Annotated in this window: 24 protein-coding genes; 10 read left to right on the top strand and 14 right to left on the bottom strand. The window is 70.8% G+C overall.

Annotated elements, in window-relative coordinates; genetic code table 11:
• Positions 1-47 precede the first annotated feature (47 nt).
• The gene (gene kstR, locus Adu01nite_RS40705; RefSeq protein ID WP_203734703.1) at positions 48-656 is read left to right on the top strand and encodes a cholesterol catabolism transcriptional regulator KstR; all 609 of its coding nucleotides are present in this window, start codon (positions 48-50) and stop codon (positions 654-656) included.
• Between the two features lie 3 nt (positions 657-659).
• Here the strand turns inward: kstR and Adu01nite_RS40700 are convergent, their stop codons facing one another.
• On the bottom strand, positions 660-1091 hold the full coding sequence (locus Adu01nite_RS40700; protein WP_203734702.1) for a type II toxin-antitoxin system Rv0910 family toxin: 432 nt from the start codon (positions 1089-1091) through the stop codon (positions 660-662).
• Positions 1092-1179: 88 nt separating this feature from the next.
• Here Adu01nite_RS40700 and Adu01nite_RS40695 point away from each other — a divergent pair, with 88 nt between their 5' ends.
• Positions 1180-1833, top strand: a complete 654-nt coding sequence (locus Adu01nite_RS40695) for a PaaI family thioesterase (RefSeq protein ID WP_203734701.1) — start codon at positions 1180-1182, stop codon at positions 1831-1833.
• A 6-nt stretch (positions 1834-1839) separates the two neighbouring features.
• Here the strand turns inward: Adu01nite_RS40695 and Adu01nite_RS40690 are convergent, their stop codons facing one another.
• From Adu01nite_RS40690 to Adu01nite_RS40655, 8 genes are all read right to left on the bottom strand, one after another.
• A complete protein-coding gene (locus Adu01nite_RS40690; protein ID WP_203734700.1) occupies positions 1840-3195 on the bottom strand; it encodes a beta-xylosidase in 1356 nt (451 codons plus the stop codon).
• A 151-nt stretch (positions 3196-3346) separates the two neighbouring features.
• Positions 3347-5623: a beta-glucosidase family protein gene (locus Adu01nite_RS40685; RefSeq protein WP_203734699.1), complete on the bottom strand. Its 2277-nt coding sequence runs from the start codon at positions 5621-5623 to the stop codon at positions 3347-3349.
• Positions 5624-5634: 11 nt separating this feature from the next.
• Entirely contained in the window at positions 5635-6636 is a 1002-nt protein-coding gene (locus Adu01nite_RS40680) for a hypothetical protein (RefSeq protein WP_203734698.1), read from the bottom strand.
• Entirely contained in the window at positions 6633-7934 is a 1302-nt protein-coding gene (locus Adu01nite_RS40675) for a family 4 glycosyl hydrolase (RefSeq protein ID WP_203734697.1), read from the bottom strand. The genes Adu01nite_RS40680 and Adu01nite_RS40675 overlap by 4 nt, the downstream gene beginning before the upstream one ends.
• A gap of 6 nt (positions 7935-7940) precedes the next feature.
• Positions 7941-8690: a 6-phosphogluconolactonase gene (locus Adu01nite_RS40670; RefSeq protein ID WP_203734696.1), complete on the bottom strand. Its 750-nt coding sequence runs from the start codon at positions 8688-8690 to the stop codon at positions 7941-7943.
• Between the two features lie 4 nt (positions 8691-8694).
• Positions 8695-9495 (bottom strand): carbohydrate ABC transporter permease, encoded by an 801-nt coding sequence (locus Adu01nite_RS40665; RefSeq protein ID WP_203734695.1) that lies wholly within the window; start codon positions 9493-9495, stop codon positions 8695-8697.
• Positions 9496-9509: 14 nt separating this feature from the next.
• Positions 9510-10430: a carbohydrate ABC transporter permease gene (locus Adu01nite_RS40660; protein WP_239133093.1), complete on the bottom strand. Its 921-nt coding sequence runs from the start codon at positions 10428-10430 to the stop codon at positions 9510-9512.
• A gap of 2 nt (positions 10431-10432) precedes the next feature.
• Positions 10433-11785: an ABC transporter substrate-binding protein gene (locus Adu01nite_RS40655; RefSeq protein ID WP_203734694.1), complete on the bottom strand. Its 1353-nt coding sequence runs from the start codon at positions 11783-11785 to the stop codon at positions 10433-10435.
• A gap of 139 nt (positions 11786-11924) precedes the next feature.
• Between Adu01nite_RS40655 and Adu01nite_RS40650 the strand changes: the two genes are divergently transcribed.
• On the top strand, positions 11925-12641 hold the full coding sequence (locus Adu01nite_RS40650) for a GntR family transcriptional regulator (protein ID WP_203734693.1): 717 nt from the start codon (positions 11925-11927) through the stop codon (positions 12639-12641).
• Positions 12642-12645: 4 nt separating this feature from the next.
• Here the strand turns inward: Adu01nite_RS40650 and Adu01nite_RS40645 are convergent, their stop codons facing one another.
• Genes Adu01nite_RS40645 through Adu01nite_RS40630 form a run of 4 tightly spaced genes read right to left on the bottom strand, consistent with a single transcriptional unit; the run spans position 12646 to position 17643 of the window.
• Positions 12646-13779, bottom strand: coding sequence for a glutamate--cysteine ligase (locus tag Adu01nite_RS40645; RefSeq protein ID WP_203734692.1), 1134 nt, complete (start codon positions 13777-13779; stop codon positions 12646-12648).
• Between the two features lie 5 nt (positions 13780-13784).
• Positions 13785-15647, bottom strand: a complete 1863-nt coding sequence (locus Adu01nite_RS40640; protein WP_203734691.1) for a HEAT repeat domain-containing protein — start codon at positions 15645-15647, stop codon at positions 13785-13787.
• 1 nt (position 15648) lies between these two features.
• Entirely contained in the window at positions 15649-16704 is a 1056-nt protein-coding gene (locus tag Adu01nite_RS40635) for an NAD(P)-binding domain-containing protein (protein WP_203734690.1), read from the bottom strand.
• A 39-nt stretch (positions 16705-16743) separates the two neighbouring features.
• Entirely contained in the window at positions 16744-17643 is a 900-nt protein-coding gene (locus Adu01nite_RS40630) for a LysR family transcriptional regulator (RefSeq protein ID WP_203734689.1), read from the bottom strand.
• Positions 17644-17727: 84 nt separating this feature from the next.
• Here Adu01nite_RS40630 and Adu01nite_RS40625 point away from each other — a divergent pair, with 84 nt between their 5' ends.
• The 5 genes from Adu01nite_RS40625 (at position 17728) to Adu01nite_RS40605 (ending at position 22088) form a co-directional block, all read left to right on the top strand.
• Positions 17728-18576 (top strand): NAD-dependent epimerase/dehydratase family protein, encoded by an 849-nt coding sequence (locus Adu01nite_RS40625; RefSeq protein ID WP_203734688.1) that lies wholly within the window; start codon positions 17728-17730, stop codon positions 18574-18576.
• A gap of 487 nt (positions 18577-19063) precedes the next feature.
• Complete coding sequence (locus Adu01nite_RS40620) at positions 19064-19366, top strand: MerR family transcriptional regulator (RefSeq protein WP_203734687.1); 303 nt, start codon at positions 19064-19066, stop codon at positions 19364-19366.
• 99 nt (positions 19367-19465) lie between these two features.
• On the top strand, positions 19466-20398 hold the full coding sequence (locus Adu01nite_RS40615; RefSeq protein ID WP_203734686.1) for a MetQ/NlpA family ABC transporter substrate-binding protein: 933 nt from the start codon (positions 19466-19468) through the stop codon (positions 20396-20398).
• Complete coding sequence (locus Adu01nite_RS40610; RefSeq protein ID WP_239133092.1) at positions 20399-21427, top strand: methionine ABC transporter ATP-binding protein; 1029 nt, start codon at positions 20399-20401, stop codon at positions 21425-21427.
• Between the two features lies 1 nt (position 21428).
• The gene (locus Adu01nite_RS40605) at positions 21429-22088 is read left to right on the top strand and encodes a methionine ABC transporter permease (protein WP_203734685.1); all 660 of its coding nucleotides are present in this window, start codon (positions 21429-21431) and stop codon (positions 22086-22088) included.
• A gap of 6 nt (positions 22089-22094) precedes the next feature.
• Here the strand turns inward: Adu01nite_RS40605 and Adu01nite_RS40600 are convergent, their stop codons facing one another.
• On the bottom strand, positions 22095-23120 hold the full coding sequence (locus tag Adu01nite_RS40600; protein ID WP_203734684.1) for an LLM class flavin-dependent oxidoreductase: 1026 nt from the start codon (positions 23118-23120) through the stop codon (positions 22095-22097).
• Between the two features lie 88 nt (positions 23121-23208).
• Between Adu01nite_RS40600 and Adu01nite_RS40595 the strand changes: the two genes are divergently transcribed.
• Both Adu01nite_RS40595 and Adu01nite_RS40590 read left to right on the top strand, forming a co-directional pair.
• Positions 23209-23931, top strand: coding sequence for a glutathione S-transferase C-terminal domain-containing protein (locus Adu01nite_RS40595; protein WP_203734683.1), 723 nt, complete (start codon positions 23209-23211; stop codon positions 23929-23931).
• Positions 23932-23943: 12 nt separating this feature from the next.
• Positions 23944-24766, top strand: an 823-nt coding sequence (locus Adu01nite_RS40590; RefSeq protein ID WP_203734682.1) for an MFS transporter, incomplete at its 3' end; no start/stop codon positions are given.

The following is a 24766-nucleotide window of genomic DNA, read 5'->3' as shown; positions in this document are numbered from 1 at the left end:
ATGGCGTTGCTAGGCTGGCGACAGGATTCAGGCCGCGAGAGGTAACGATGGCAGCACCGAGAACGAATACCAGTGCCGGCGCACTCGACAGCGATCAGGGCTCGGCCGCGCAGCGGGACCGGCGGCGCCGGATCCTCGAGGCGACGCTGCAGTTGGCGTCCAAGGGCGGCTACGACGCGGTGCAGATGCGCACCGTCGCGGAGCGGGCGGAGGTGGCCCTCGGCACGCTCTACCGCTACTTCCCGTCGAAGATCCACCTGCTGGTGTCGGCGCTGGCCCTGGAGCTGGAGAAGATCCAGGACAAGCTGGAGCGCAAGCCGATCCCCGGCGACACCCCGCACGAGCGGATGCAGTTCGTGCTCAGCCGGGTGACCCGGGCGATGCAGCGCGAGCCGCTGCTCACCGAGGCGATGACCCGGGCCTTCATGTTCGCCGACCCGTCCGCGAGCGCCGAGGTCAACGCGGTCGCGCGGCTGATGGAGGACATGTTCACCCGGGCCATGACCGACGGCGAGCCGACCGCCGACGACCAGGCGAAGGCCCGGGTCATCGGCGACGTGTGGCTGTCCAACCTGGTGGCCTGGGTGACCCGCCGCGCCTCGGCGAACGACGTGGTCAACCATTTGGAGCTGGCCAGCCGGCTGCTCCTGCGCTGAGCCCTACTCCACCAGGGCGACCAGCTTGGCGAGGGCCTGCTGACCGGCGGCACCGGCCTGCTTCTCGAGCATGCCGGCCATCGGGCCCTTCAGCGCCGGGCCGATGAACTCCATCTCGTAGGTGATGTGCGAGCCGCTGTCGCTCGGCTCGACGACGAAGAGGTTCTTCGCCTTGACGCCCATCGGGCCGTCGCCGTTCTGCTCGAGCCGGCCCGGCGCGTCGGCGGTGGTGACCCGCCAGGCCATCTCGGCGGGCATGCCCATCAGCTTGACCCGCTGCTTGTAGGTCGTGCCCTCGGCGAGCGTCGCCGGGACGTCACCGGTGAATCCCTCGTGCATCGTGTTCCATTCCGGGACCCGGGACGGGGTCGACAGGACTTCCCAGATCCGCTGCGGATCCGCCTTGGCATCGGCCTCAACGGTCACCTTGGCCATCGCGCGCCTCCTCCTTCAGAGCAACTAGAACAGGTTATAGCAGTGTGACTTGATTCACTAGCTCTGCGCTGCCCGGCAGCGGGCGGCGATGCTGTTCTCTGTGGAGGACTTCAAAGAAACGCGGCGCGCGGCGGTCACCGAGTTGGGCGACGCGCTGCGGGAGCTGGTCGAGCGGGCAACCGCCACCGAGATGCCGGCCGGCGATCTGCTCGCGGCGGCCGCCGAGATCCGGGCGGTGGCCGGGCGGCTCGGCGAGCGGGTGCGCGGCCGGTCCACCCCGGCCAGCGCGGACGACCTGCTCGGCAGGGTCCGGATGTACAACCCGGTGACCGGCGGCGGGAGCGCGCTCGCGCCGCCGCTGCGCATCGAGACGGCCGGCGGCACGTCGATCGGGTGGTGCACGCTGGGCCTGGCCTTCGAGGGGCCGCCCCGGTTCGCGCACGGCGGGGTCAGCGCGATGCTGCTCGACCAGATCCTCGGCCACGCCGTGGTGGCCTCCGGCAATCCGGGAATGACCGTCCGGTTGGACACCGCCTACCGGGCGCCGGTGCCGCTGCTGACCCCGCTGCGGCTCACCGCCGAGGTGGTCGCGGTGGAGGGCCGCCGGGTGACCGCGACCGGCACCATCGCGACCGCGGCGGAACCGGACACGATCCTGGTCACCGCGTTCGGGAAGTTCATGGGCCTGCGGCCCGAACAGACGCGGCGTCTGTTCGGGCCGGTGCTGCAGGCGGAAGCCTGACGCGGCCTACGGCGTGAGGGTCACCGCGTACGCGTCCTTGTTGCTCGCCCAGTTGACCGAGACGGTGATCGCGCCGCCGCTGACCGTCGCCCGCGCGTTGGACACCACGGTCGGCGCGCTCACGTAGGCGTTTGTCGACGGCAACCGCTCCACCAGGACGTTCACCGTGGTGCCGGTGACCAGCCAGGACGGGATGCCGGTGTAGCGGATGTCGATCGTGCCCTGGGCGCCGCCGGCCTTGGCGCCGTAGACCGCGATCGACTTACGCGCCGACGAGTCCTGGAACACGGTGCCGTCGTGGCCGGCGCTCTCGGTGATCTTCGTGCGCTGGCCGGTCTGGTCGGCGTAGCGCTTGTAGACCCACCACTGCCCCATCGGCTGGTTCGCGTTCGCGGTGACCAGCCAGCCGAACGTGTCGTACAGCGACGGCGTCTGGCCGACCATCCCCCAGTTGGCCCGGGCGCCGTCGCAGTTGCAGCGTTCGAGCCGGGCGATGTACCAGGCCGAGGGGCCGGGCTGCTGCTCGTCACCGAACGCGCCGTACTCGTTGACCGAGGTGCCGCTGATCGTGATGCCGCGTGACGAGAGCATCCCGGACAGGTTGGCCCAGTCGACGGCCGGGTCGCCGGGCAGGTCGTGCCAGCTCATGATGTTCGGCACGACGTTGTTGGCCTTCACGTAGTCGAGGTAGGTGGTCCACCACGAGTTGGACGTGGTCGGCACCCCGGCGTAGCTGGGCCCCTCGATCACCGCGCCCGGGATGGCCGCCCGCACCAGCTGGGTGCCGCGCCGGATCATCTCCAGGTACTGGCTCTGGGTGCGGCCCCAGAAGAAGATGTTCGGCTCGTTCCACAGGTCCCAGCGCACGTCGCTGCCGGTCATGCCGTTGGCCTTGGCGTCGGCGATCAGCTGGTTGACGAAGTTGGTGTACTCCGTCCAGTTGCTGCTGTCGCCGGGCCAGCGCGGCACCGTGCAGACCCCGTCCGAGCCCCACATGCCGGACAGCAGCAGGCTGAACCGCGCGCCGGTGGCCTTGGCCCGGGCGTAGTAGGCCTTGATGAAGTTCCACCGCGCCGTGTAGCCGCCGTTGACGTACCCGCCGTTCGGGCACCCTATCTGCGACCCGCCGGCCCGCATCACCTTCACTTTGATCTGGCTCTGCAGCGACGACGACGGGGTCGCGCCGTTCTGCGAGATGCCGTAGATGAAGCCGGACGCCCGGTAGGTGGGCGTCCCGCCGTAGGTGGCCATGTCGACGGTCATCGTCTCGGCCGCGGCCAGCGCGGGCAGCGCCGGCTGAGCGATCAGGGCGACGACGAGCAACACGGGCACGGCCAGCAGCCGGCCCAGTCGTTTCAGCATCTGCCAACTCCTTCGGGGATGACCCGCCGTGGGAGTTGACCGACTTTGACCGGCCCAGCGGAAAAAGGTTTCCTCAACCTACGAAGGAGCATTTACCGATGTCAATAGTGTTACCGGAGTGTTGCTCGGAAACACCTAGGAAACTGGTTTCCTAACGGTAGCCCTGGGTGAAACGCGAGGCGCCGAGCTTCAGCAGGTCCTCGTCGGGCACCAGGGGCGCGAGCTTCGGGTCGTCGGGCAGGTCGATGCTCGTGCGCAACCGGATGTCGCGCGAGGACGCGCCGACCTCGATCACGAACTCGCCGCCCTCCCGGCGCCAGGCCCCGAATTTCCCGTCGCCACGGCCGGCCGCGACGTCCCAGTACGCGAAGTCGCGATCGTCAAGCGCGAAGGTCACCCGTACGCTGTCGCCGGGATTGATCTTGATCTTTTCGAAGCCGCGGAGCTCGCGCAGCGGGCGGCGGACCGCGGCGTCCGGATCGCCGACGTAGAGCTGGACGATCTCCTGGCCGGCGACGGTGCCGGTGTTGGTGACCGTGCACGAGACCTGCACGGCGTCGCCGATCAGCACGTCGAGGTCGGTGTAGGCGAACGTCGTGTAGGACAGGCCGTGGCCGAACGGGTAGCGGACCTCGCGGCGGAGCGCGTCGTACCAGCGGTAGCCGATGAACACCCCCTCGCCGTAGAGGACCGTGCCGCGCTCACCGGTCCACGTCACGTAGGCGGGGGTGTCCTCGACGGCCAGTGGGAACGTCTCGGCGATCTTGCCGGACGGGTTGACCCGGCCGAGCAGGACGTCGACGACCGCGCCCGCGCCGGCCTGCCCGGGCAGCCACGCCTCGACGATCGCGTCGGCCCGGTCGTGCCACGGGTCCATGGTCACCGCCGCGCCGTTCGACAGCACCACGACGAGGGTCGCTTCCAGGCCGGCCAGACGCTCGATGAGGGCGACCTGGTCGGCGGGCAGCGCCAGGGTGGTCCGGTCGTCGGCCTCCTGCTCGAAGGCGAGCGGCAGGCCGGCGAACACCACGATCACCTCGGCGCCGGCGGCGACCGCGGCGGCCTCGTCGATGAGCCGGCCGGCCTGGGCGGAGAGCGGGCCGGCCGCGACGCGTTCGGCCGCGGCGGCCAGGCGCAGCGCCTCGGCGAGCGCGGCCGACCGGCGGGCCGGCCCCCGGCCGTCGTCGACGAACGGGCTGTCGTGCGCGTCGAGGTAGGCGCGCAGGTCGTCCTGGTAGGCGTTCATCGGCTTGTGGACGTAGCCGGGCGCGTAGCCGAGCCGGTCGCCGTAGACCTCGCTGAGCAGGTCGAGGGCGTTGTCGACGCGGGTCGGGTCGACCCCGGAGGAGCCGCCGCCCTGGATGCGGGCGTGCGCGGCGAACGCGCCGACGACGGCGATCCGGCCTTTTTTCAACGGCAGCGCTGCGTTTTCGTTGCGCAACAGGGTCACGCAGCCAGCGGCCGCCTCGCGGGCGAGCGCGTGGTGCTCGTCGGCGCGCAGCAGAGCGAGCTGCTCGGCGGACAACCGGCGACCGGGCGGCACGCCGAGGTCGACGATCGGGCCGTTGACCAGGTCCGGGCCCGGGTAGGCCCGCTCGACCAGGCGCAGCACCCGGCGGGCGGCCCCGTCGACGACGCTCTCCGGGAGTTCGCCCGAGCGGACGGCGGCGACGATCTCGGCGTCGGTCACCCCGCCGGTGCCGGGCATCTCCAGGTCGAGGCCGGCGGCCAGGGCGCGGACCCGGTGGTGCACGGCGTTCCAGTCGGAGACGACCAGGCCCTCGTACCCCCACTCGTCGCGCAGGATCTCGGTGAGCAGCCACCGGTTCTCCGAGGCGTGCACCCCGTGCAGCCGGTTGTAGGAGCACATCACCGTCCACGGGTCGGCGGTCTTGACGACCCGCTCGAAGGCGGCGAGATAGATCTCCCGGAGCGTACGTTCGTCGGCCTCCACCGAGATCCGGGTCCGCTCGATCTCCTGGTTGTTGGCCGCGAAGTGCTTGAGCGACGCCCCGACGCCGGTCTCCTGCAGGCCGCGCACGTAGGCGGCGCCCAGCTCGCCGGCGAGCATCGGGTCCTCGGCGAAGTACTCGAAGTTGCGCCCGCACAGCGGGGACCGCTTCATGTTGACGCCCGGCCCGAGCACGACCTGGACGCCCTCGGCCCGGGCCTCCGCGCCGATCGCCGCCGCCACCCGGCGGACCAGGTCGCGGTCCCAGGAGGCGCCCATCGCCGAGGCGGTCGGGAAGCCGGTGGCCGGCACCCACACCATGTCGACGCCGGTCTCCTTGCGCAGCCCGTGCGGGCCGTCGCCGACCTCGATCGCGGGGATGCCGAGCCGGTCGATCGTCTCGGTGTACCAGTCGTCGTGCCCGGAGAGCAGGGACGCCTTCTCTTCCAGGGTGAGGGCGTCGACGTCGTACTTCATCGCGGAGTCCTTCAGGTCGTGAGGAAGTCGTCGGGGTGCGCGCCGCGCACCCGGGTGAGCAGGTCGGGGCCGATGTCGAGGCCGCCCTCGGCGAGCGCGTCGAGGACGACGCCGCTGAGCGGGGACGCGTCGGCGACGACCACCCGGGCGGCGGGAGCGACCCGGGCGAGCTCGGCGGTGAGCGCGTCGCGCATGGCCGGGTGTTCCGAGGTGGCGACCGAGCCGTTGAGCAGCACCGGCAGGTCACCGGAGGCGAGGTCGACGCCGGCCCGGCGGGTGCACCACTCGGCGTACCGGACGAACGCTTCGGCCTGGGTGCCGACGATGTCGCGGGCGACCGGGTCGCCGTCGCCGGCCGCGGCGAGGACGAGTCGCGCCGCCCGCCACAGGTCGGTCGCCGGGCGCGCGCCGAACCGGCGGGTGAACTCGTGGCGCAGGTGCCAGCCGTCGGCGACGCCGTAGAAGGTGCACATCGCGTCGGTGAGGCTGGTGGCCGGGCCGCTTCCCATCCAGGCCAGCGCCACCGCGCGCAGGGCGGCGTTGCCGAGGCCGCCGCCGCCGAGGTGGTCGAAGACGAAGAAGCCGGAGTGTTCCTCGCGGCCGTCCTTCGCGCGGGCGGCGACGGCCGGGCCGGTGCCGACGGTGATCGACACGGCGACGCCCGAGCCGTCGAGCAGGCGCAGCGAGGCGTAGGCGTCGTTCTTGACGCTCAGCCGGCCCAGCTCCGGGAAGCGGGACCGTAGCTGCTCGTCCCAGAACACCGCGTCCTCGGGGTAGTCGACGCCGGCGATCCGGAACGCGGCCGAGGCGAGGTCCCCGGCGGTGAGGCCGGCCCGGTGCAGGGCGAGCTCGACGGCGCCGAAGACGGACTCCAGGGCCTCGGCGACGCTGTCCGCCCCGTACATGTCGCCGTTTCCGCCGCGGCCGCGGCCCAGGACGGTGCCCTCGGCGTCGGTGACGAGGGCGACCGTCTTGGAGTTTCCGGCGTCGACCGCCAGGTACGCGCGGGTCACTTGAGCAGACGCTCCGGCAGGTAGGCGCGGTGGGCGTTCGCCATCTCGTCGTAAAGCTCCTCGGCGACGGCGAGCGTCGGCACCATCGGGTTGGCCGCGAGCGCCCGGATGCCGTCCGCCCGGTTGCCCTTCCAGGCGGCCTCGGCGGCGAGATATTGGAACTCGGCCAGCTGCTGCACGAGACCGCGGACCGCGTGCGGGAGCGGCTTCTGCGGCAGCGGCCGCACGCCCTGCCCGTCCACCGTGCACCACATCTCGACCACGACGTCGTCGTCGAAGCCGGGCAGCGCTTTTTTGTAGTTGGGCAGGTTGACCGGGAGGCGGGCGGCTTTGTCGTTGTAGTAGGCGCTCATCACGTCGATGGCCAGTTCGAGCTCGTGAATCCCGCCGCGGGAGCGAGCCGGATCAAGCGAAGGGACCTCGACCCGGGTCTGCTCCTCGTAGTGCTGCCAGTAGCCGGGCAGGGCGGCGAGCAGGTCCTCGGCGCGGGTGGTGCGGGCGCCCTGCAGCTCGCGGAGGACCTCCTCGCGGAAGTAGTAGTACTGGAAGTAGTCGGCCGGCACCGAACGCATGGTGACCGCCAGGCGCAGCATCCGCTTGGCGTGCACGGAGAGCGTCGGGTCGTCCCTACGCGCCTCCCACGCCGCGTCGAGCAGCGGCATCAGGTCCCGGCCCTCGTAGGTGTGCTCGTAGGACCAGCAGTTGTGGTTGACGCCGGCCATCACGATGTTCGCCTTGGCCGGGTCGAGGCCGGCCGCGTGCAGCACGGTCTTCGGGAAGACGATCGGGCCCTCGCACATCGACCAGATCGTGCGGTCGGTGAAGCGGGTGACCGCCTGCGAGACGATGTTGACCGGGTTCGTGTAGTTGAAGATGACCGCGTTCGGCGCGACCGCGTCGAGGTCGCGGATGATGTCCTCGTAGATGTGGATCGAGCGCAGCGACATGAAGAACCCGCCCGGGCCCTGGGTCTCCTGGCCGATCACGCCGTGCTTGAGCGGGATGCGCTCGTCGAGGGCGCGGGCCGCGAAGTCGCCGGGGCGGAAGCTGGCGAGGACGGCGTCGGCGTCGGTCAGCGCGGCCCGCCGGTCGGTGGTCGAGGAGATCCTGATGTCCAGGCCCTCGGCCGCCGCGATCTTGCGGGCGATCGTCTCGACGGCGTGCAGCCGGTCCGGGTTCACGTCCTGGATGACGATCTCGGAGCCGTCGAATTCCTTGCCGTGGGCCAGGATCGACGCCATGGTGCCGGCCCCGCGAGAGGACCCGCCGCCGATGTAGACGAGCTTGATGGCTGCCATTTCTCGTTAAATCCCTTCGAAAGCTGCGCGGTCGGCGATGAGCGTGGGGTTCTTGCATTCGACGACGATGGTGGCGGGCCAGTCCGGTTCGTAGGCTTTAGCAGCTTTTATGCGTTGATAAGCCGCATGCTTGTGCGAACCGGACACGATCATGATCACCTCGCGGGATGAGCCGGCGATCGTGTCGATGCCGACGGTCACCCCCTGGGTGGGCACCATGTCCAGGCTCGTGAACTCGGGGAACGTCCCCATGTTGTCCCGCCGGGTCGCCTCGCCCAGCGTCGTCACGTGGGTCCGGGCGTCCCGCGGCGTGCCGGGCTGGTTGAACGCGATGTGCCCGTCGCGGGCGCCGGTGGCCAGCAGGAACAGGTCGATCCCGCCGGCCGCGGCGATCGCGTCGTCGTAGCGGTCCGGCTCGGCCGGGTCCGGCGCCCAGATCTCCATGTCCTGCCCGATCGGCGCGACGATCTGGCGCTGCGCGAAACCCAGGCACGAGTAGGACAGCTCCGGCGCGACCCGGCGCGAGCCGTCCGGCTCGACGTAGTCGTCCATCATCACGATCACCAGCCGGGACAGGTCCACACCGCGGGCGGCGTGCCCGGCCAGGGCCCGGTAGACCGGCATCGGGGTGCGGCCGCTCGGGCAACCGAGCAGGAACGGCCGGCCGGGCGCGGCGGCCAGGCGATCGAGGATCGTCGCGGCCACCTCGGCACCGACCGCGTCGGCGTCGGGCAGCACAAGGGGTTGAAGTGACACTTGCTTACTCCTTGATCGCGCCGGCGAGCATGCCCGAGATGAACTTGCGCTGGAACGCCACGTACAGCACGAGTACGGGCGCCGCGACGATCAGCCCACCGGCGGCCATCAGATTGATCTGGGTTACGTATTTGCCCTGGAAGACGCCGAGCGCGACGGTCGCCGTCTGGTTCTCGCCGTGCAGGAACACCAGGGACAGGAAGTAGTCGTTCCAGGTCCACATGAAGCTGAGCAGGATCAGCGTGTAGATCGCCGGCCGGGCCATCGGGGCGGCCATCGACCGCAGCATGCGCAGCGGGCCGGCGCCGTCCATCTCGGCCGACTCGAACGCCGAGCGCGGCAGCGCCCGGAACGCGGCCCGCATCCAGAAGACGCCGAACGGCACGCCCATGCCCAGGTGGATCAGGATGATGCCGGGCAGGGTGTTGGTCAGCCCGAGCGTCCGGAACTGGTAGTAGAGCGGGACGATGATCGCCTCGAGGGAGATCATCATGCCGAGCAGCACGATCGGGAACAGCACTCTGTCCCCGACCACGCCGAGGACGCCGAACGCGTACCCGCCGAGCAGCGCGAGCAGCACCTGCCCGGCGACCACGCACACCGCGATGATCATCGAGACCGCCATCGCCCGGGAGAACCCGGCGTCGCGCCAGGCGGTGGCGAAGTTGTCCCACTGGAAGTCGGCGATCCCGACCGGCTTGCCGGAGCGGTCCGGGCTGAGCGCCGAGGTCACGAAGGTGCCGATCGGGAAGAGCACGATCAGCGCCATGAGCGTCAGGACGACGTAGTTCACGGCGCGTTCCATCTTCGAGATCATGGTCAGTCCCTCTCCGAGACGCGGGTGATGACGACCGCGATGACCAGGCACAGCAGGGCCATCACCACGCCGATCGCGGCCGCCAGCCCGATCTGCGGGTTCTGGAACGCGGCCTTGTAGAGCGCCACCGCCGGGGTGAGCGTCGACGTGCCCGGACCGCCGTGGGTGGTGATCCAGACCAGGTCGAACGTGCGCAGCGACGCGGTGATCGTGAGGGTCAGCGCGATCGCCAGCTGCCCGCGCAGCCCGGGAAGCGTCACCGCGAAGAACTCGCGGACCGGGCCGGCGCCGTCCATCCGGGCCGCCTCGTACAGCTCGGGGGCGATCGCCGACGTACCGGAGATGAACAGCACCATGCAGAACCCGAAGGTCACCCACGTGCCGATCAGGCCCAGCGCCGGCAGCGCCCAGGTGAAGTCGCCGAGCCAGGTCTTCGCGAACGAGTCCAGCCCGACCGCGCGCAATGCCTGGTTGAGCGGGCCGTCCGGCGCGTAGATCCGCTTGAAGACCAGCGCGATGACCACGGTCGTCATCACCTGCGGCAGGAAGAAGATCCACCGGTAGACCGCCATGCCCGGCTGCTTCGCCCGGGTGAGCAGCGCCGCCGACAACAGGCCGAGGACGATGGGCAACAGGGCGAAGAAGCCGATCAGGACGAGTACGTGACCGAAGGTCGACCGCAGCACCGGGTCGGTCACGAACGAGACGTAGTTGTCGAACCCCACCCAGGTCGACGCGCTGACCCCGTCCCACTTGAAGAAGGAGTACTGCACCGACTGGCCCAGCGGGACGAGTACGACCAGGGCGTACACGGCCAGCGGAAGGGCGGCGAAGGCGAGGCCGACCCACCGCGTCCTGCGCCGCAGGGGGCGGCGCCGGACGACGGCGGCCTGGGCAGGTCGGATCTGGGCGGGGGCGGGCACGGTCAGCCCTGCTGAGCCAGGAAGGCGTCGCGGTCCTTGTCGACGGCGGCGGTGAACTTGTCGGCGGTCAGCTTGCCGGCGAAGACCAGCTGCAGGTTCTGGCCGATGGTGTCCAGCATGGTCGGGCTGGACCAGTCGAAGTAGGGCACGTAGCCGTCGTCCGAGTCGAGCTTCGCGGCGGCCGCCGACTCGCCGGTCAGGCTGAGCGAGGTGGCCGGCACCTTGACGTCCGGCGACATGGCCGGGACGAGTCCCTTGTCCACGGCGGCCTGGCCGGCCTCCGGCGACATCATGTAGTCGAGGAACGCGGCGGCGACGTCCGGGTGCGCGCTCTTCGACGAGATCACCATGGCGCCCGGCGCGGCCCCCACGCCGACCGTGGTGCTCCCGCTCTGCTGCGGCAGCTGCACGTAGCCGAAGTGCCCCTGCTGCGCGGCGCTGAGGCCGAGCGAGCCGGTGTACTCCCAGCGGAACACGCCCTTGCCGCCGACGTAGTTGGCGACCGCGGTCTGGTAGTCGATGCCCTCGAAGCTCTTCGGGAACCACCCCGCGTCGGCCCACTTCTTGACCAGGGTGATCGCCTCGGTCATCCCGACGTCGGCCGCCTTCACCGACGGGTCGTCGTAGATGTAGTCGTTGAGCTTCTTCTTGTCGGCCAGCAGGGCCTGCACCCCGAGGAGCACGGTGGTCGAGCTGTCCAGGCTGCCGTACTCGAACGGCACCTCACCGGCGGCCTTGGCCTTCACCGCGGCGGCCTCGAGCTCGGCGAGGCTCTGCGGCGGGTCGATCCCGAGGGTCTTGAGCTTGTCGGCGTTGTAATAAAGGCCGATCAGCGACGTACGGGCCATCGGGGTGGAGAACCACGAACCCGAGCCCATCGTCTTGAAGTCCGTGCTGAACTTGTTCTGCCGGGCGATCGTCGTCGGGACCTCGGTGTCCCAGTTGTAGGCCTTGGCGTACGCGTCGAGGTTGCGCACCAGGTTGCCCTTGGCGAGGGTGCCGAGCGACTGCCAGCCGTTGTTCGCGGTGGCGATGTCCGGCCCGCCGGCGTCCTGCAGCTGAAGGTTGAGGGTGGAGTTGAGCTGACCCCAGTCCTCGGTGGTGCGCTGGATCGTGACGTTGGGGTATTTGGTCTGGAAGCCGGTGATCACGTTCTTGATCCACTCGCCCTCGGCCGCACCCCAGAAGTCGGTGAGCTTGAGGGTCACGGTGCCGGCGCCGGCGATGTCGGTCGAGACGGTCGAGGGGGCGGCGTCGCTCTTGCCGGTCGTGCCGCCGCCCGGCGAGCAGGCGGCCAGGCCCAGGCTCAGCGCAAGGCCGGCGGCAACTCCCGCGATTGCTTTAGGAACGCTCATCTTCACTCCGTTGTGTCGCTCGGACCACGTCCGGGGGTCCGTGACTCCGGACACTAATCGTTCCTATACCAGTTAGTCCAGTGCTGAACCAGGAACGGCAACTGGTCCCACCAACGAGATAACTGGTACTCTGCTCGGCGTGACGACAGGGACCGCTTCGACGCACGCCTATGAGGCGCTGACCCGCGACCTCACCGTCGGCCGCTACGCCCCCGGCTCGCGGCTGCCCGGCGAGCGCGACCTGGCCACCCAGCTGGGGGTCAGCCGGGCCACCCTGCGGCTGGCGCTGAGCCGCCTCGAACAGGAGGGCACGCTGCAGCGTTCGGCCCAGCGCGGCTGGTTCGTCCCCACCCAGGTGATCGGCGAGCCGCCCAGCACGCTGCAGTCGTTCACCGAGATGGCCCGGGCCCGCGGCCTGCGCCCGACCGCCCGGGTGATGCGCCAGGAGGTCCGCCCGGCGAGCATGGACGAGGCCACCAAGCTGCGCATCGCCCCGGCCGCCCCGGTGATCGAGATCGACCGCCTGCGCGGCATGGACGGCACCCCGGTCTGCTTCGACGTGGTGGTCTTCCCGGAAAACCGGGCCGCCGACCTGGCCACCGCCGACCTGACCGACGTCTCGCTCTACGACGAGTTGCAGCGCTGCGGCATCGAGGTCCACCGCAGCGCCTACACGCTGATGGCGGAGAGCGCCGACGCCGAGCTGGCCCGCCTGCTGGGCATCACGGCCGGCGCCCCGGTCCTGGTCGGCGACGAGATCGCCTACACCGCCGACGGCACCCCGGTGCTGATCGGCCACAACAAGTACCGGGGCGACGCCTACCGCTTCGAGGCCGACCTGTTCCGCCGGGCCTGACGGCTCAGGTGGGGCGGCCCTCGCGCAGCTCGCGGACCAGGGCGGCGACGACCGCCTTCAGGCTTCCGTTGTTGGCGGCGGCTACTCGCAGCTGGCGCTGGTAGCTGGCGCCGCGGTCGGCGATGTCGTGCAGGTCGGTCAGCTCCGCGGCGCAGCCGAGTGCCTCGGCGATCGGCTCCAACGTCGGCAGCAGCGCGTCCAGGTCCTCGGTGACCAGACGTTCGTCGCCCGCCGCGTTCCGGATGATGATGGCGTCCATGCCGTAGCGGGCGGTGCGCCACTTGTTCTCGCGGACGAACCACGGCTGCAGCACCGGCACGTCCTGGCCCGCGTCGAGCAGGCGGGAGAAGTGCTCGACCAGGCACTGGGTCAGGGCGGCGATCGCGCCGATCTCGCGGGTGGTGGGGATGCCGTCGAACGTGCGGACCTCGATCGTGCCCCACTTCGGGGCCGGGCGGATGTCCCAGCGCAGCTCGTTCAGTTCCTCGATGACGCCGGTGTGCTGCAGGTCGGCGACCATCGACTCGTACTGTGCCCACTCGGTGAAATGCGGCGGCAGGCCGGCCGTCGGCAGCTGCTGGAACATCAGCGCCCGGTTCGACGCGTAGCCGGTGTTCTCCCCCGCCCAGAACGGGCTCGACGCGCTCAGCGCCTGGAAGTGCGGCAGGTAGGTGAGCAGGCCGTCGATGATCGGCAGCACCTTGCGGCGGTCCTCGACCGCGACGTGCACGTGGACGCCCCAGATCATCATCTGCCGGCCCCACCAGCGGGTCCGGTCGATGAGCGTCTCGTAGCGCGGCTTGTCCGGCGTGACCTGCTGCTGGAACCACTGGCTGAACGGGTGGGTGCCGGACGACATCAGGTCGACGCCCATCGGCTCGGCCAGCTCGCCGACCCGCTCGACCAGGCGGGTGAGGTCGTCGACGGCGTGCCGGACCCGGTGGTGCGGCGCGCTGACCAGCTCGACGGTGTTGGTGAGCAGCTCGTTCGTCACGTGCGGGAACCCGTCCGCGGCGCCGACCTTCGAGAGCAGCTCGGGGGCGGCGGGGCTCAGCTCGCCGCTGCGCCGGTCGACGCACGCCACTTCCCATTCGATCCCCAGCCGCGAACGCTGCGACGGAGCGAACTCGATGGCCATTACCGTCAGGCTATCCCGATAGGCCCAGGGGGGATAGGCGATAGCAGGGTGATAGCCGCCGCTTGGAGGCGTTCGTCCTCCTCGAAGACGTGCCAGCCGCCGAAGTAGGCCAGGCGTTTCGGGCTGTCCAGCACGGCGCGGGCGATCGGGTGGGCGGGCTCGGCGGCGGGGCCGATCGCGGCCAGGTAGCCCAGCGCGGCGGTCATCACCGGTGCACAGACGCCCTCGGCCAGCGGCCGGGCCACCTCGGTGAGCGTGGCGACGGCGACGGACGGGTCGGCGGTGACGCGGTAGTGGGCGTAGGCGGCTTCCGTCCGTACCCAATCGGACCTGTCCTTGGTCAGTTGGCGCAGCCGGTCGGCCTCGGCGGCGGCGAGCGGGCCGAGAGCACCGAGTTTGCGCAGCTCCTGCTGGTTCGTGGCGGGGGTCAGCGCGGCCAGCGCGAGCTCCGGGTCGCCGGTGACCCGCCAATACGCCCACGCCGCGGCCGGCAGCGCCGCATGTCGTCGCAGGTCAGCGGCGGCAGCGTCGGCGGCGGCCGGGCCGATGTCGCCGAGCGCGGTCGCCGCGGTCGCCTCGAGGTTCGGCCGGCCCAGCAGCGCCACCAGCTGCGGCGCCGCCGGCGCGGACGCCGCACCCCAGGCGCCGAGCAGCCGGCAGAGGGCGTGCGAGGAGCCGACCCGCACGGCCGGCACCAGGGTGGCCGCGTGCGCGGCGAGCGGGATCAGGGCCTCATCGACGGACGGCATCTCGAAACCGTGCCATTCGCCCGGTCGCGTGGTGCAGAAGCCGGGGTTCGGGCCGAAGCCGAGCCGCGGGCCGGCCAGCCGTTCCCGGATCGGGGTGAGGCAGCGAGGGTCGCCGAGGCGGGCCAGCCCCCACACCGCGGCGTCACCGTCGGCCGTGTGGTTGCCGGCCAGGGCGGCGAGGGCGTCGGCCGCGGCCGGGTACGGGACGCAGGCCAGCAGGCCGGCCGCCTGGAAGCGGATCCCGGCGTCGTCGTCGGCGAGCCGGCCGAGGAGGAAGTCGTGCACGGACGGCGCGACGGCCCGCCACTCGGCGAGCAGGGCGGCCGCCTGCCGCAGGCCGGAATCACCGCCCACGGCCACCGCGAAGCGGGCCGAGGCGACCGGATCATGATGCAGCAGCCGGCCGGTGCGCGGGGTGATCGACTTGCTGAACCAGGCCGAGCCGGTCCACGCGGCGAGGCCGGGGTCGCGGATCGCGGCCAGCAGCTGCGGCACCCGCGCCGGCGGCAGGTCCGGTTCGGTGCGGGCGAGCGCGTGCGTGGCGGCGAGGCCGGTCTGCACGTCGGGGTCGTCGAGCAGGTCGTGCAGCAGCGCCCGGATGTCGGCGGCGTCGCGGTGCCGTTCGAGCAGCACCCCGAGCGCGGCGATGAGATCCCAGCGGGTGATCCGGTCCTGCTCGACCTGCCAGCGCCGCCGGATCGCCGCGGTGACGGCCGGCTGCGGCAGGCCGGCCCGGCTCAGCAGTCGGGTCGCCTCGCGCCGCACCTCCGGGTCGGGGTCGTCGATCAGGGTGATCAGCCGCGGGAACGCCTGCTCCAGGGCGGCCGGCCAGGCCTTGTCGACCCATTTCGGCTCCACCGTGCCGGCCTCGTGGACGAGATCGCGGATCAGCTCGACGATCTGCGGCCGGTGGTGGACGGCCCGGCCGGCGGCGAGGTCGGCGAGGAACGGCAGGGTGGCCGGCGCGGCCGAGCAGATCCAGCCGCCCTGGTGGTAGACGGCCGCGTCCAGCTCGCCCAGCGCGGCCCTCGCCGTTTCGGCATCGTCGCTCGCGCAGTCGGCCAACCACCCGGGCACGTCGGTCGCCGGGCCGTAGTTGTGCTCCAGGTCATCCCACACGTCACCTTTGTACGGGCACCCGCAGGTATTTGACCAATGCGGCGACCGCCTCCCGGCCGGCCCGGTTGGCGCCGACGGTGGACTGCGACGGGCCGAAGCCGATCAGGTGGATGCGCGGGTCGGCGGCGACCTGGGTGCCGGTCATCCGGATGCCGCCGAGCTCGTTGCGCAGGCCCAGCGGGTCGAGGTGGGCGAGGGCGGCCTTGAAGCCGGTGGCCCACAGGATCGCGTCGACCGACGTGAACGAACCGTCGGCCTCTCGTACTCCGTAGGGCTCGATCGCGGTGAACATCGGCCGGCGGTCGAGTGCACCCCGGCTTCGCGCGGCCAGGGCGTAGGGCGTCCAGGCCAGCTCGGTGTAGGAGACGACACTGCCGGTCGGGCGGCCCGCCTCGACGTCGGCCACCACCTTCGCGATGATCTCGCGGCCCGCGCCCTCCGGTTCGAAGGCGCCGTCCCGGAAGATCGGCTCGCGGCGGGTGTACCAGAGCGTGGTGGCGACCCGGGAGATCTCCTCCAGCTGCTGGAGGGCGGAGATCCCGCCGCCGACCACCGCGACCCGCAGGCCGGCGAACCGCTCGGCGGACACGTAGTCGCGGGTGTGCAGCTGGAGCCCGGCGAACGTCTCCTGCCCCGGGTAGTACGGGCGCACCGGATTGGTCCAGGTGCCGGTCGCGTTGATGACTGCCCGGGCTGCCCAGGTCCCCTGATCGGTCTCGACGAGAAGTTCCCGGTCCGGCCCCGGGCGTACCGCAATAACTTGAACCGGACGTTTGATGGGCAGGCCGGCTTGGTCCTCGAAGGCCGCGAAATAGCGGGGCACGGCGGTGCGGCTGGGCTCGTCCGGGTCGAGCGGCGGCTTGGCGAAACCGGGCAGGTCGAAGATCCCGTTGACGGTCGCCATCCGGAGCGACTCCCAGCGCTCCCGCCAGGCACCGCCCGGCGCCGGCGCGGCGTCGAGGATGACGAAGTCGCCGTCGAACCCGCGCCGCTTCAGGTGGTAACCGGCCGAGAGACCCGCCTGACCACCGCCGATGACCACCACTGACGTCCGCACAGTCCGGCAAACTTACTTGTATCGGCAAGTATTCCCGGGTCAGTACCGGTCGCGGCGGACCACGTGCTCGTCGAGCAGGTCGAGGAACGCCCGCGTCGCCCGGGTCGGCTCGCCGGCGTTCAGCCTGGCCAGGGCCAGGGTCCACGGCTCGGCGGGCGGGTCGAGCGCGACCGGCACCACCCCGGCGCCGTCCTCCGACGCCAGCGGCGGGACCAGCGCCACCCCGATCCCGGACGCCACGTACTCCGGGATCGACGTCAGCTCGATCACCTCGACCGCGACGTCACGACCGAGCCCGGCCCGGCGGAAGGCGTCGTCGGTGCGGACCCGGTTGCAGAAGCCGGGCGGCAGGTCGACGAACTGCTCGGCGGCGATCTCGGCGAGGGCGACCGGCCCGGCCCCGGCGAGCCGATGCCCCTCCGGCACGAGCAGCCGCGGCCCGAACGTGGCGATCGGTTCGAGGTGCAGGTCGGGGATGTCGGTCGAGGAGACGCCGACGAACGCCACGTCCAGGCGGTGCGAGCGCAACCCGTCGAGCAGCCCGTCGGTGCCGCGCGCGTCGGTCCGCAGGCCCAGGTGCACGCCGGGGTGCCGCTGCCGGAACACGCGCACCATCGACCGCACGTCGACCGCGGTGAGCGCGGACAGCGTGCCGATCCGCAGGCTCCCGGTCAGCCCGTCGCGCAGGCCGTCGACCGCGGCGCGGGCCTGGTCGAGCGAGTCCAGCGCGCGGCGCGCCTCGGGCAGCAGCGCATGGCCGGCCTCGGTGAGCTCGACCCGGGTGGTGCTGCGGTCGAACAGCGGCGCGCCGAGCGCCTTTTCGAGGGCCCGGATGCTCGCCGACACGGTCGACTGCACCGCGTGCGTGCGCCGGGCCGCCCGGGTGAAGTTGAGCTCCTCGGCGACGGCCACGAAGAACTGCAGCTGGCGTTGTTCCACGCGACGAGCGTAATCGCCGAGGGCGATGAGGGAAATCGGAACTATTCGTTTCCGGCGAACGCCCCGCCGCGCCAAGCTGGTGGCATGAAGATCTTCCTGACCGGCGCGACCGGCTACATCGGTTCGGCCCTGCACCCCGCGCTGGTTTCGGCCGGACATCAGGTCACGGCCCTGGTCCGAAACCCCGAAAAAGCTGATTCGGTACGCGGTGAAGCAGTCACGCCCGTGGTGGCGGACATGCGCGACCGCGACGAGATCCGCCGGCTCGCCGCGGCCGCCGACGCGGTGATCGCGACCGCCTCGCCCGGTGACGAGACCAGCGCCGCGGCCGACCACGAGTTCGTCGACGCCGTCCTCGAGGGCCTCGTCCCCGGCGGCACGTTCCTGCGCACCGGCGGCGTCTGGGTCTACGGATCGGGCGACGACATCACCGAGGAGTCTCCGCTCGACCCGCCCGCCCTGGTCGCCTGGCGGACCGAGCTCGACGCCCGCGCGCTCGCCGCTCCCGGCATCCGCTCGCTGCGGGTCGAGCCCGGCATCGTCTACGGCCACCGCGGCGGCATCCCCAACCTGGTGGTGAGCGACCCCCGGCACCTGATCGGCCCGGGCACCCAGCGCTGGACCACGATCCACGTCGACGACCTGGCCGCGCTGTACGTGGCGGTCCTCGAACGCGGCGTGGCCGGCCAGCACTATCTAGGGGTGAGCGGTGACAACCCGACGGTCCGCGAGCTGGCTTCGGCGGCGCTCGGCGCCGAGCCTTCGCCGGAGGACCCCGCGAAAACGGTCGCCCGGCTTGGCGGCTTCGGCGCGGCCCTGCTTCTCGACCAGCAGGCGAGCGGCGAGAAGGCCCGCCGCGAGCTGAGCTGGAAGCCGTCCCGCCCGTCCCTTCTTGAGGAGATCACCACCGGCGGCTACGCCCCCTCCGTCTAGACCAGGGTCGACACGCCGAGAAAATCTGGGTCCAAAGTCCTAGATATTCTCGCCGGGGTCGGTTAACGTTCCTGGTGTTGAGAAACGAGATCAGTGGATCACGCTGACGAAGATGACCGAGCGTCAAGCAGGGCCCCGGAGCCAGTTCCGCGGCTCGCTCGGCATGACAATCGCCGGACGTGATGAGGCCATGAAGTTGCGTGGGGCTTCATCACCGGCGGGCAGCACCACAGAAATTGTTGGCAGTAGAGGAAAGGGAGGGCTTAACACCGTTGGATCGCCCGCAACCAGGTCGTTCTTCAGCCCTGGAGCGGACACCGCAGTTTCCATCGAACGAAAGGTGGTCTCCGGTCACGCTTATGCGATCCTCGCGCCTGCCGCTGATGGCGGTCGGTGCGGATACCTCAAGTAGATGGTGTTTCTAACCCACAACCCTGGGCCCCGGCGCTTCCTGCGCCGGGGCCCTCGTTCATGGAGAGATGCGTATATGGCCCCTTCCGACGACATGTTCGGCGACGAGGACTACCCGGCTTACACGATGGGCCGTGCTGCGGAGATCACCGGCGCCTCGCCGGACTTCCTGCGCCGGCTCGACGAGGAAAAGCTGATCACCCCGTTCCGCTCCGGCGGCGGGCATCGGCGCTACTCCCGCTACCAGCTGCGGCTGGCCGCGCGGGCCCGCGAGATGGTCGAGAGTGGCACCGCCCTGGAGGCCGCCTGCCGGATCATCATCCTCGAGGACCAGCTCGCGGAGGCGCTGCGGCAGAACGAGAACTACAAGCGTTCGTAACATCGATGAACGATAGTGTCAGCTGACACATTTATCCTATGGGATTTGTAGGTTAATCTCGGCGTCGTCCGCATCCACCGGCGACCCCGGAGCACCGTCATGTCTGAGTCCACCCCGTCCGATCCCCAGCTTCCCGCCCGGCAGCGCAGCCGTAAGCCCTGGATCGTGGCGGCCGCCGCGGTCGTCGTCGTAGCGGCGGGCGTCATCACGTTCGCCGCCACCCGCGGATCCGACGACCCGAAGACCGTCAGCATCGGCGTCACCGACGCCTCGCAGCCGTACTGGAAGACCTACGCCGACCTGGCCAAGCAGAAGCTGGACGTGACGGTTTCGTTCGTCAACTTCAACGACTACAGCCAGCCGAACCCGGCGCTGAAGCAGAAGCAGCTCGACCTCAACGAGTTCCAGCACATCCAGTACCTCGCGAACTACAACGTCACCGCGAAGGATGACCTGCAGCCGATCGGCGCCACTGCCGTCTACCCGCTGCCGCTCTACTCGCTGAACTACAAGTCGGCGACCGAGCTGCCCGCGAACGCCAAGGTCGCGATCCCGAACGACGCCATCAACCAGGCCCGCGGCCTGCTGGTGCTGCAGTCGGCCGGGCTGGTCACGCTGAAGAACGGCGGCAGCGCCTTCTCCAGCACCACCGACATCGACACCAAGAAGGTCGACGTGGTGACGCTCGACGCGTCGCAGACCGCGGGCGCGCTCAAGAGCGGCTCGGTGGCGGCGGCGATCGTCAACAACAACTACGCCACCAGCGCCGGGCTGCCCAAGACCGCCGCGGTGTTCCAGGACGACCCGGCCAGCTCCAGCGCCGCGCCGTACGTCAACATCTTCGTCGCCCGGGCCGCCGACAAGGACAACGCGACCTACCTGAAGCTGGCCGAGCTCTACCAGGACCCGACCGTGCAGGCCGGCGTCCAGGAGTCCAACGGCGGCACCGCGGTCTTCCGCACCGTTCCCCCGGCCGAGCTGCAGAGCCTGCTGAAGACGGTGCAGGACCAGGCCGTCGCGGCGGGGAAGTAGGTGTCGCACGTCCGCCTGAGTCACGTCACCAAGACCTTCAGCCGCGGCCGCGGTGACGAGGTCGTCGCCCTGGACGACGTCAGCATCGACGTCGCCCGGGGCGAGGTGTTCGGCGTGATCGGCCAGTCCGGCGCCGGCAAGAGCACGCTGATCCGGCTGATCAACGGCCTCGAAGCGCCGACCATCGGCGAGGTGCACGTCGGCGACCAGGAGATCACCGCACTGTCCGAACGCGACCGGCGGGCCGTCCGCCGGGACATCGGGATGATCTTCCAGCAGTTCAACCTCTTCCGGTCCCGGACGGTGGCCGGCAACGTCGCGTACCCACTCAAGGTGGCCGGCGTCGACCGCGCCGAACGCGACCGGCGGGTGGCCCGGCTGCTCGACTTCGTGGGCCTGCTCGACCGCGCCCACGACCACCCGGAACGGCTCTCCGGCGGTCAGAAGCAGCGGGTCGGGATCGCCCGGGCGCTGGCCACCGAACCGTCGCTGCTGCTCGCCGACGAGGCCACCAGCGCGCTCGACCCGCGGACCACGGCCGAGGTGCTGGCCCTGCTCGGCCGGGTCAACCGCGAGCTGGGCGTGACCATCGTGCTGATCACCCACGAGCTCGACGTGATCCGCGCGGTGGCCGACCGGGTCGCGGTGATGGACGGCGGCCGGATCGCCGAGACCGGCACGGTCTACGACGTGTTCGCCAACCCGACGACCACCGCGGCCGCCGACTTCGTCCGGGGCGCGCTGCGCGACCGGCCGTCGGCCGAGACCCTGCAACGGCTGCGCCGCTCGCACCGCGGCCGGATCGTCACCGTGGCGGTCCGCGACCGCACCGGCTTCCAGACCGCGCTGGCCACGACGTTCCTCGCGCACCACGTCGCCGCCGACATCATCTTCGGCGGCATCAGCGAGCTGCAGGAACGGGCGGTCGGCAGCCTCACCTTCGAGCTGACCGGCGACGCCGGCGAGATCGACGCGGCGCTGGCCGCGCTGCGCACCGACGGCGTCGACGTGACCGAGGAGAAGGGCTGACGTGGACGAGTTCCTCAGCAACCTGCCGGTCTTCCGCGAGGCGATCGGGCAGACCTTCTACATCGTCGCCATCTCGGTCGTCGTCGGCGGGCTGCTCGGCCTCGCCCTCGGCCTGGTCCTCTACGCCACCCGGCCGGGCAGCCTGATGGCCGATCGGGCCGTCTTCATCGCGGTCAACATCCTGGTCAACGTCGTACGCCCGATCCCGTTCGTCATCTTTCTCACCGCCATCCAGCCGCTGATGCTGGTGGCGATCGGCACGACGATCGGCACCAACGCGGTCACCTTCGCGCTGTCGCTGGCGGCCGCGTTCGCGGTCAGCCGGATCATCGAGCAGAACCTGCTCGCGGTCGAGCCGGGCGTCATCGAGGCGGCCCGGGCGGCCGGCGCCCGGCCGATCAGCATCCTGCTGACCGTGGTCGTCCCCGAGGCGCTCGGCCCGGTCATCCTCGGCTACACGTTCATCTTCGTCGGCGTGGTGGACATGTCCGCCCAGGCGGGGTTGTTCGGTGGCGGCGGCCTCGGCGACTTCGCGGTCACCTACGGCTCCCAGCGCTACAACTGGCCGGTCGTCTACATCACCGTCGCCACCATCATCGTCATCGTCCAGGCCGGCCAGTTCGCCGGCAACTACCTGGCGCGGCGGGCCCTGCGCCGCTGAGCTTTGTTACCCCAGCGGCCGGCTCGGGATGTCCCGGCGCAGCACCGGCGCGACCTCCGACTGGAACAACTCCAGCGTCGCCCGGTGCTGCTTGTCGGTCAGCCCGTCGCCGTCGGCGTGCAGGTGCATCACCTCGTGCCCGAACTCGGCGTGGTAGCGGCCCACCTTGTCGATGATCTGCTGCGGGCTGCCGACCAGGATCGAGCTTCGCTCGATCGCATCCTCCAGGGTCGGGAACACCGGCTCGACGCCGACCGAGCGGAACAGCGCGATCCGGGCATCGAAGATCGGCCGGTACGTCTCGATCGCCTCCTGCGACGTACGCGCCGCGTAGAACCCGGCACTGCCCGCGCCGACCAGCGCATCGGCCGGGTCGTGGCGGTAGTGCGCCCAGCGCTCCCGGTAGTAGCGGATCAACTCGGCGTACGGCTCGATCGGGTTGGTCACGTTGGCCGAGAAGAGCGGATCGCCGTACCTGGCGGCCAGGTCGACGCTCTCCCGGCTGGTGGCGCTGCCGTGCCAGACCCGGATCGGCTGCTGCAGCGGCCGCGGCCAGGTCTCCGCGTCGGTGAGCGACGGCCGGAACTTCCCCGCCCACGTCACCTTGGGTTCGCGCCAGAGCCGGCGGAACAGCTCGTAGCTCTCCCGGTTGCGGTCCCACTGGTCCTCGGCGGTGACGTGGAACAGCTTCGCCTGGGCGGCACCGTTGCCCTTGCCGATGATCAGTTCGAGCCGCCCGTCGGAGAGGTTGTCCAGGGTCGAGTAGTCCTCGAACGCCCGCACCGGGTCGAGCAGGCTGAGCGTGGTCACCGCCGTGAAGAGCTTGATCCGGGAGGTACGGGCGGCGATGTGGCTGAGCACGACCGGCGGCGAGGACGAGATGAACGGACGCTCGTGCCGCTCCCCCACCCCGTACCCGTCAAATCCCAGATCTTCGGCGAGCACGGCGTTCTCGACCACCTCGCGCAGCCGGGCACGGGCCGACTTCGCCGGGTCGTGGTGGGTGATCAGGGTGATGAGCAGGAATTTCATCTTCACCTCCGGGTAGCAGACCCTCTTTTCCTATAGCTAGAATAGGATTTAGGCAAGGGGCCCGCGAGCTCGGTGAGGAGAACCTCCCATGACGCTTCATCTGTCCGAACGCACCCGCCTGGCCGGCCCGGTCGACGTGGCGCGCTACGGCGAATACACCACACCGGCCGAGGTGACCTTCACCGGCCGGATCACCGACGACGCACCGTTCACCGTGCGGCCGTCGCGCTATCACGTCTACGGCGGCCGGTTCTGCCCGGATTCGCACCGGGTGGCGATCATCCGCGAGCTGGCCGGCATCCAGCACCTGGTGACGATGTCGTATGTCGACGATCGCCGCGACGGCCGCGGCTGGGCGTTCCGGGAGCGCCACGGGCCCGACCCGGTCAACGGTTTCACCCTGCTGCGCGAGGCGTACGAGGCGACCGAGGAGGGCTACACCGGGCACGTCGCGGTGCCGACCCTGTGGGACCGGTTCGGGGTGCGGGTGGTCAGCAACGACGCCACCGCGATCGGCATCGACCTCGCCACCCGCTTCCGCCACCTGGCGATCGACCCGGTCGACACCTACCCGGCGGCCCTGCGGGCGAAGATCGAAGAGCTTGCCCGATGTACGAGCCTGGCGGAGCTCGACGCCCGGCTCGCCGACGCCGACTACCTGGTCGGCGGCGTGCTGACGGATGCCGACATCCGGCTGTGGGTGACCCTGGTCCGCCACGACGACCTGCACACCTACCCGAACCTGTGGCGCTACGCCCGCGCCCTCCTGAAGATCCCGGCCTTCCGCGACACCACCGACTTCGGCTTCTAGCCCCCACCCCCGGTGGCGCCGGACACCGTCTACGTGCGATGGGTCTGGTGCCGGGCCGTCCTGCACCGCGGCTGGTGGCTGGCGACCAGCGTCTACCTGGTGGTCGACGCCCGGCTGACGGCCTCGCAGCTGGCGCTGATCGGCGTCGCCCAGGCCGCCGTCGCCCTGCTGTTCGAGGTCCCGGCCGGCGTCGTAGCCGACACGCTCAGCCGCAAATACTCGCTGGTCGTCGCACACCTGCTGATGGGCGCCGCGATGGTCCTGACCGGCCTGGTCACCGATTTCGGCCCCTTGGTGGCCACCCAGATGCTGTGGGGCCTGTCGTGGACGTTCGCCGGCGGCGCCGACGTGGCCTGGATCAGCGACGAACTCGGCGACCCGGCCCGGGTCCCGCAGGTGCTGATCCGAGCCGAACAGGCCCAGCTGCTCGGCACCGTAGCCGGCCTGACGGCCATCGGCAGCCTGGCCTGGCTGATTGGCCGCGCCCCGGCGATGGTGCTGGCCGGCGCGGCCATGCTGCTCCTCGGCCTGTACGTCGCGATCCGCTTCCCCGAGCGGCATTTCACCCCGGCGTGGTCCGCTGCCCCGAAGATCCTGGCCCGCGGCGCCGGGTTGGTCCGCGGCAGCCGCGCGCTGCTCGCCGCCTTCGCCGCGACGTTCCTGGTGAGCGGCGTGTCCGACGCGTTCGGCCGGCTCTATCCGCTGCGCCTGGCCACCCTCGCCCCGGCGCTCGACCCGATCGTCTGGTTCACCGCCCTGGGCGTGCTGATGTGCCTGCTCGGAGCGGCCGCCCTGCGCATCGCACAACGCCGGATCGACGGCCCCGACACCGCCC

This window comes from Paractinoplanes durhamensis, assembly GCF_016862175.1.
GTDB lineage: Bacteria > Actinomycetota > Actinomycetes > Mycobacteriales > Micromonosporaceae > Actinoplanes > Actinoplanes durhamensis.
The sequence above is the reverse complement of the archived record's forward strand: the minus strand, read 5'-3'. Positions and strand labels throughout refer to the sequence as shown.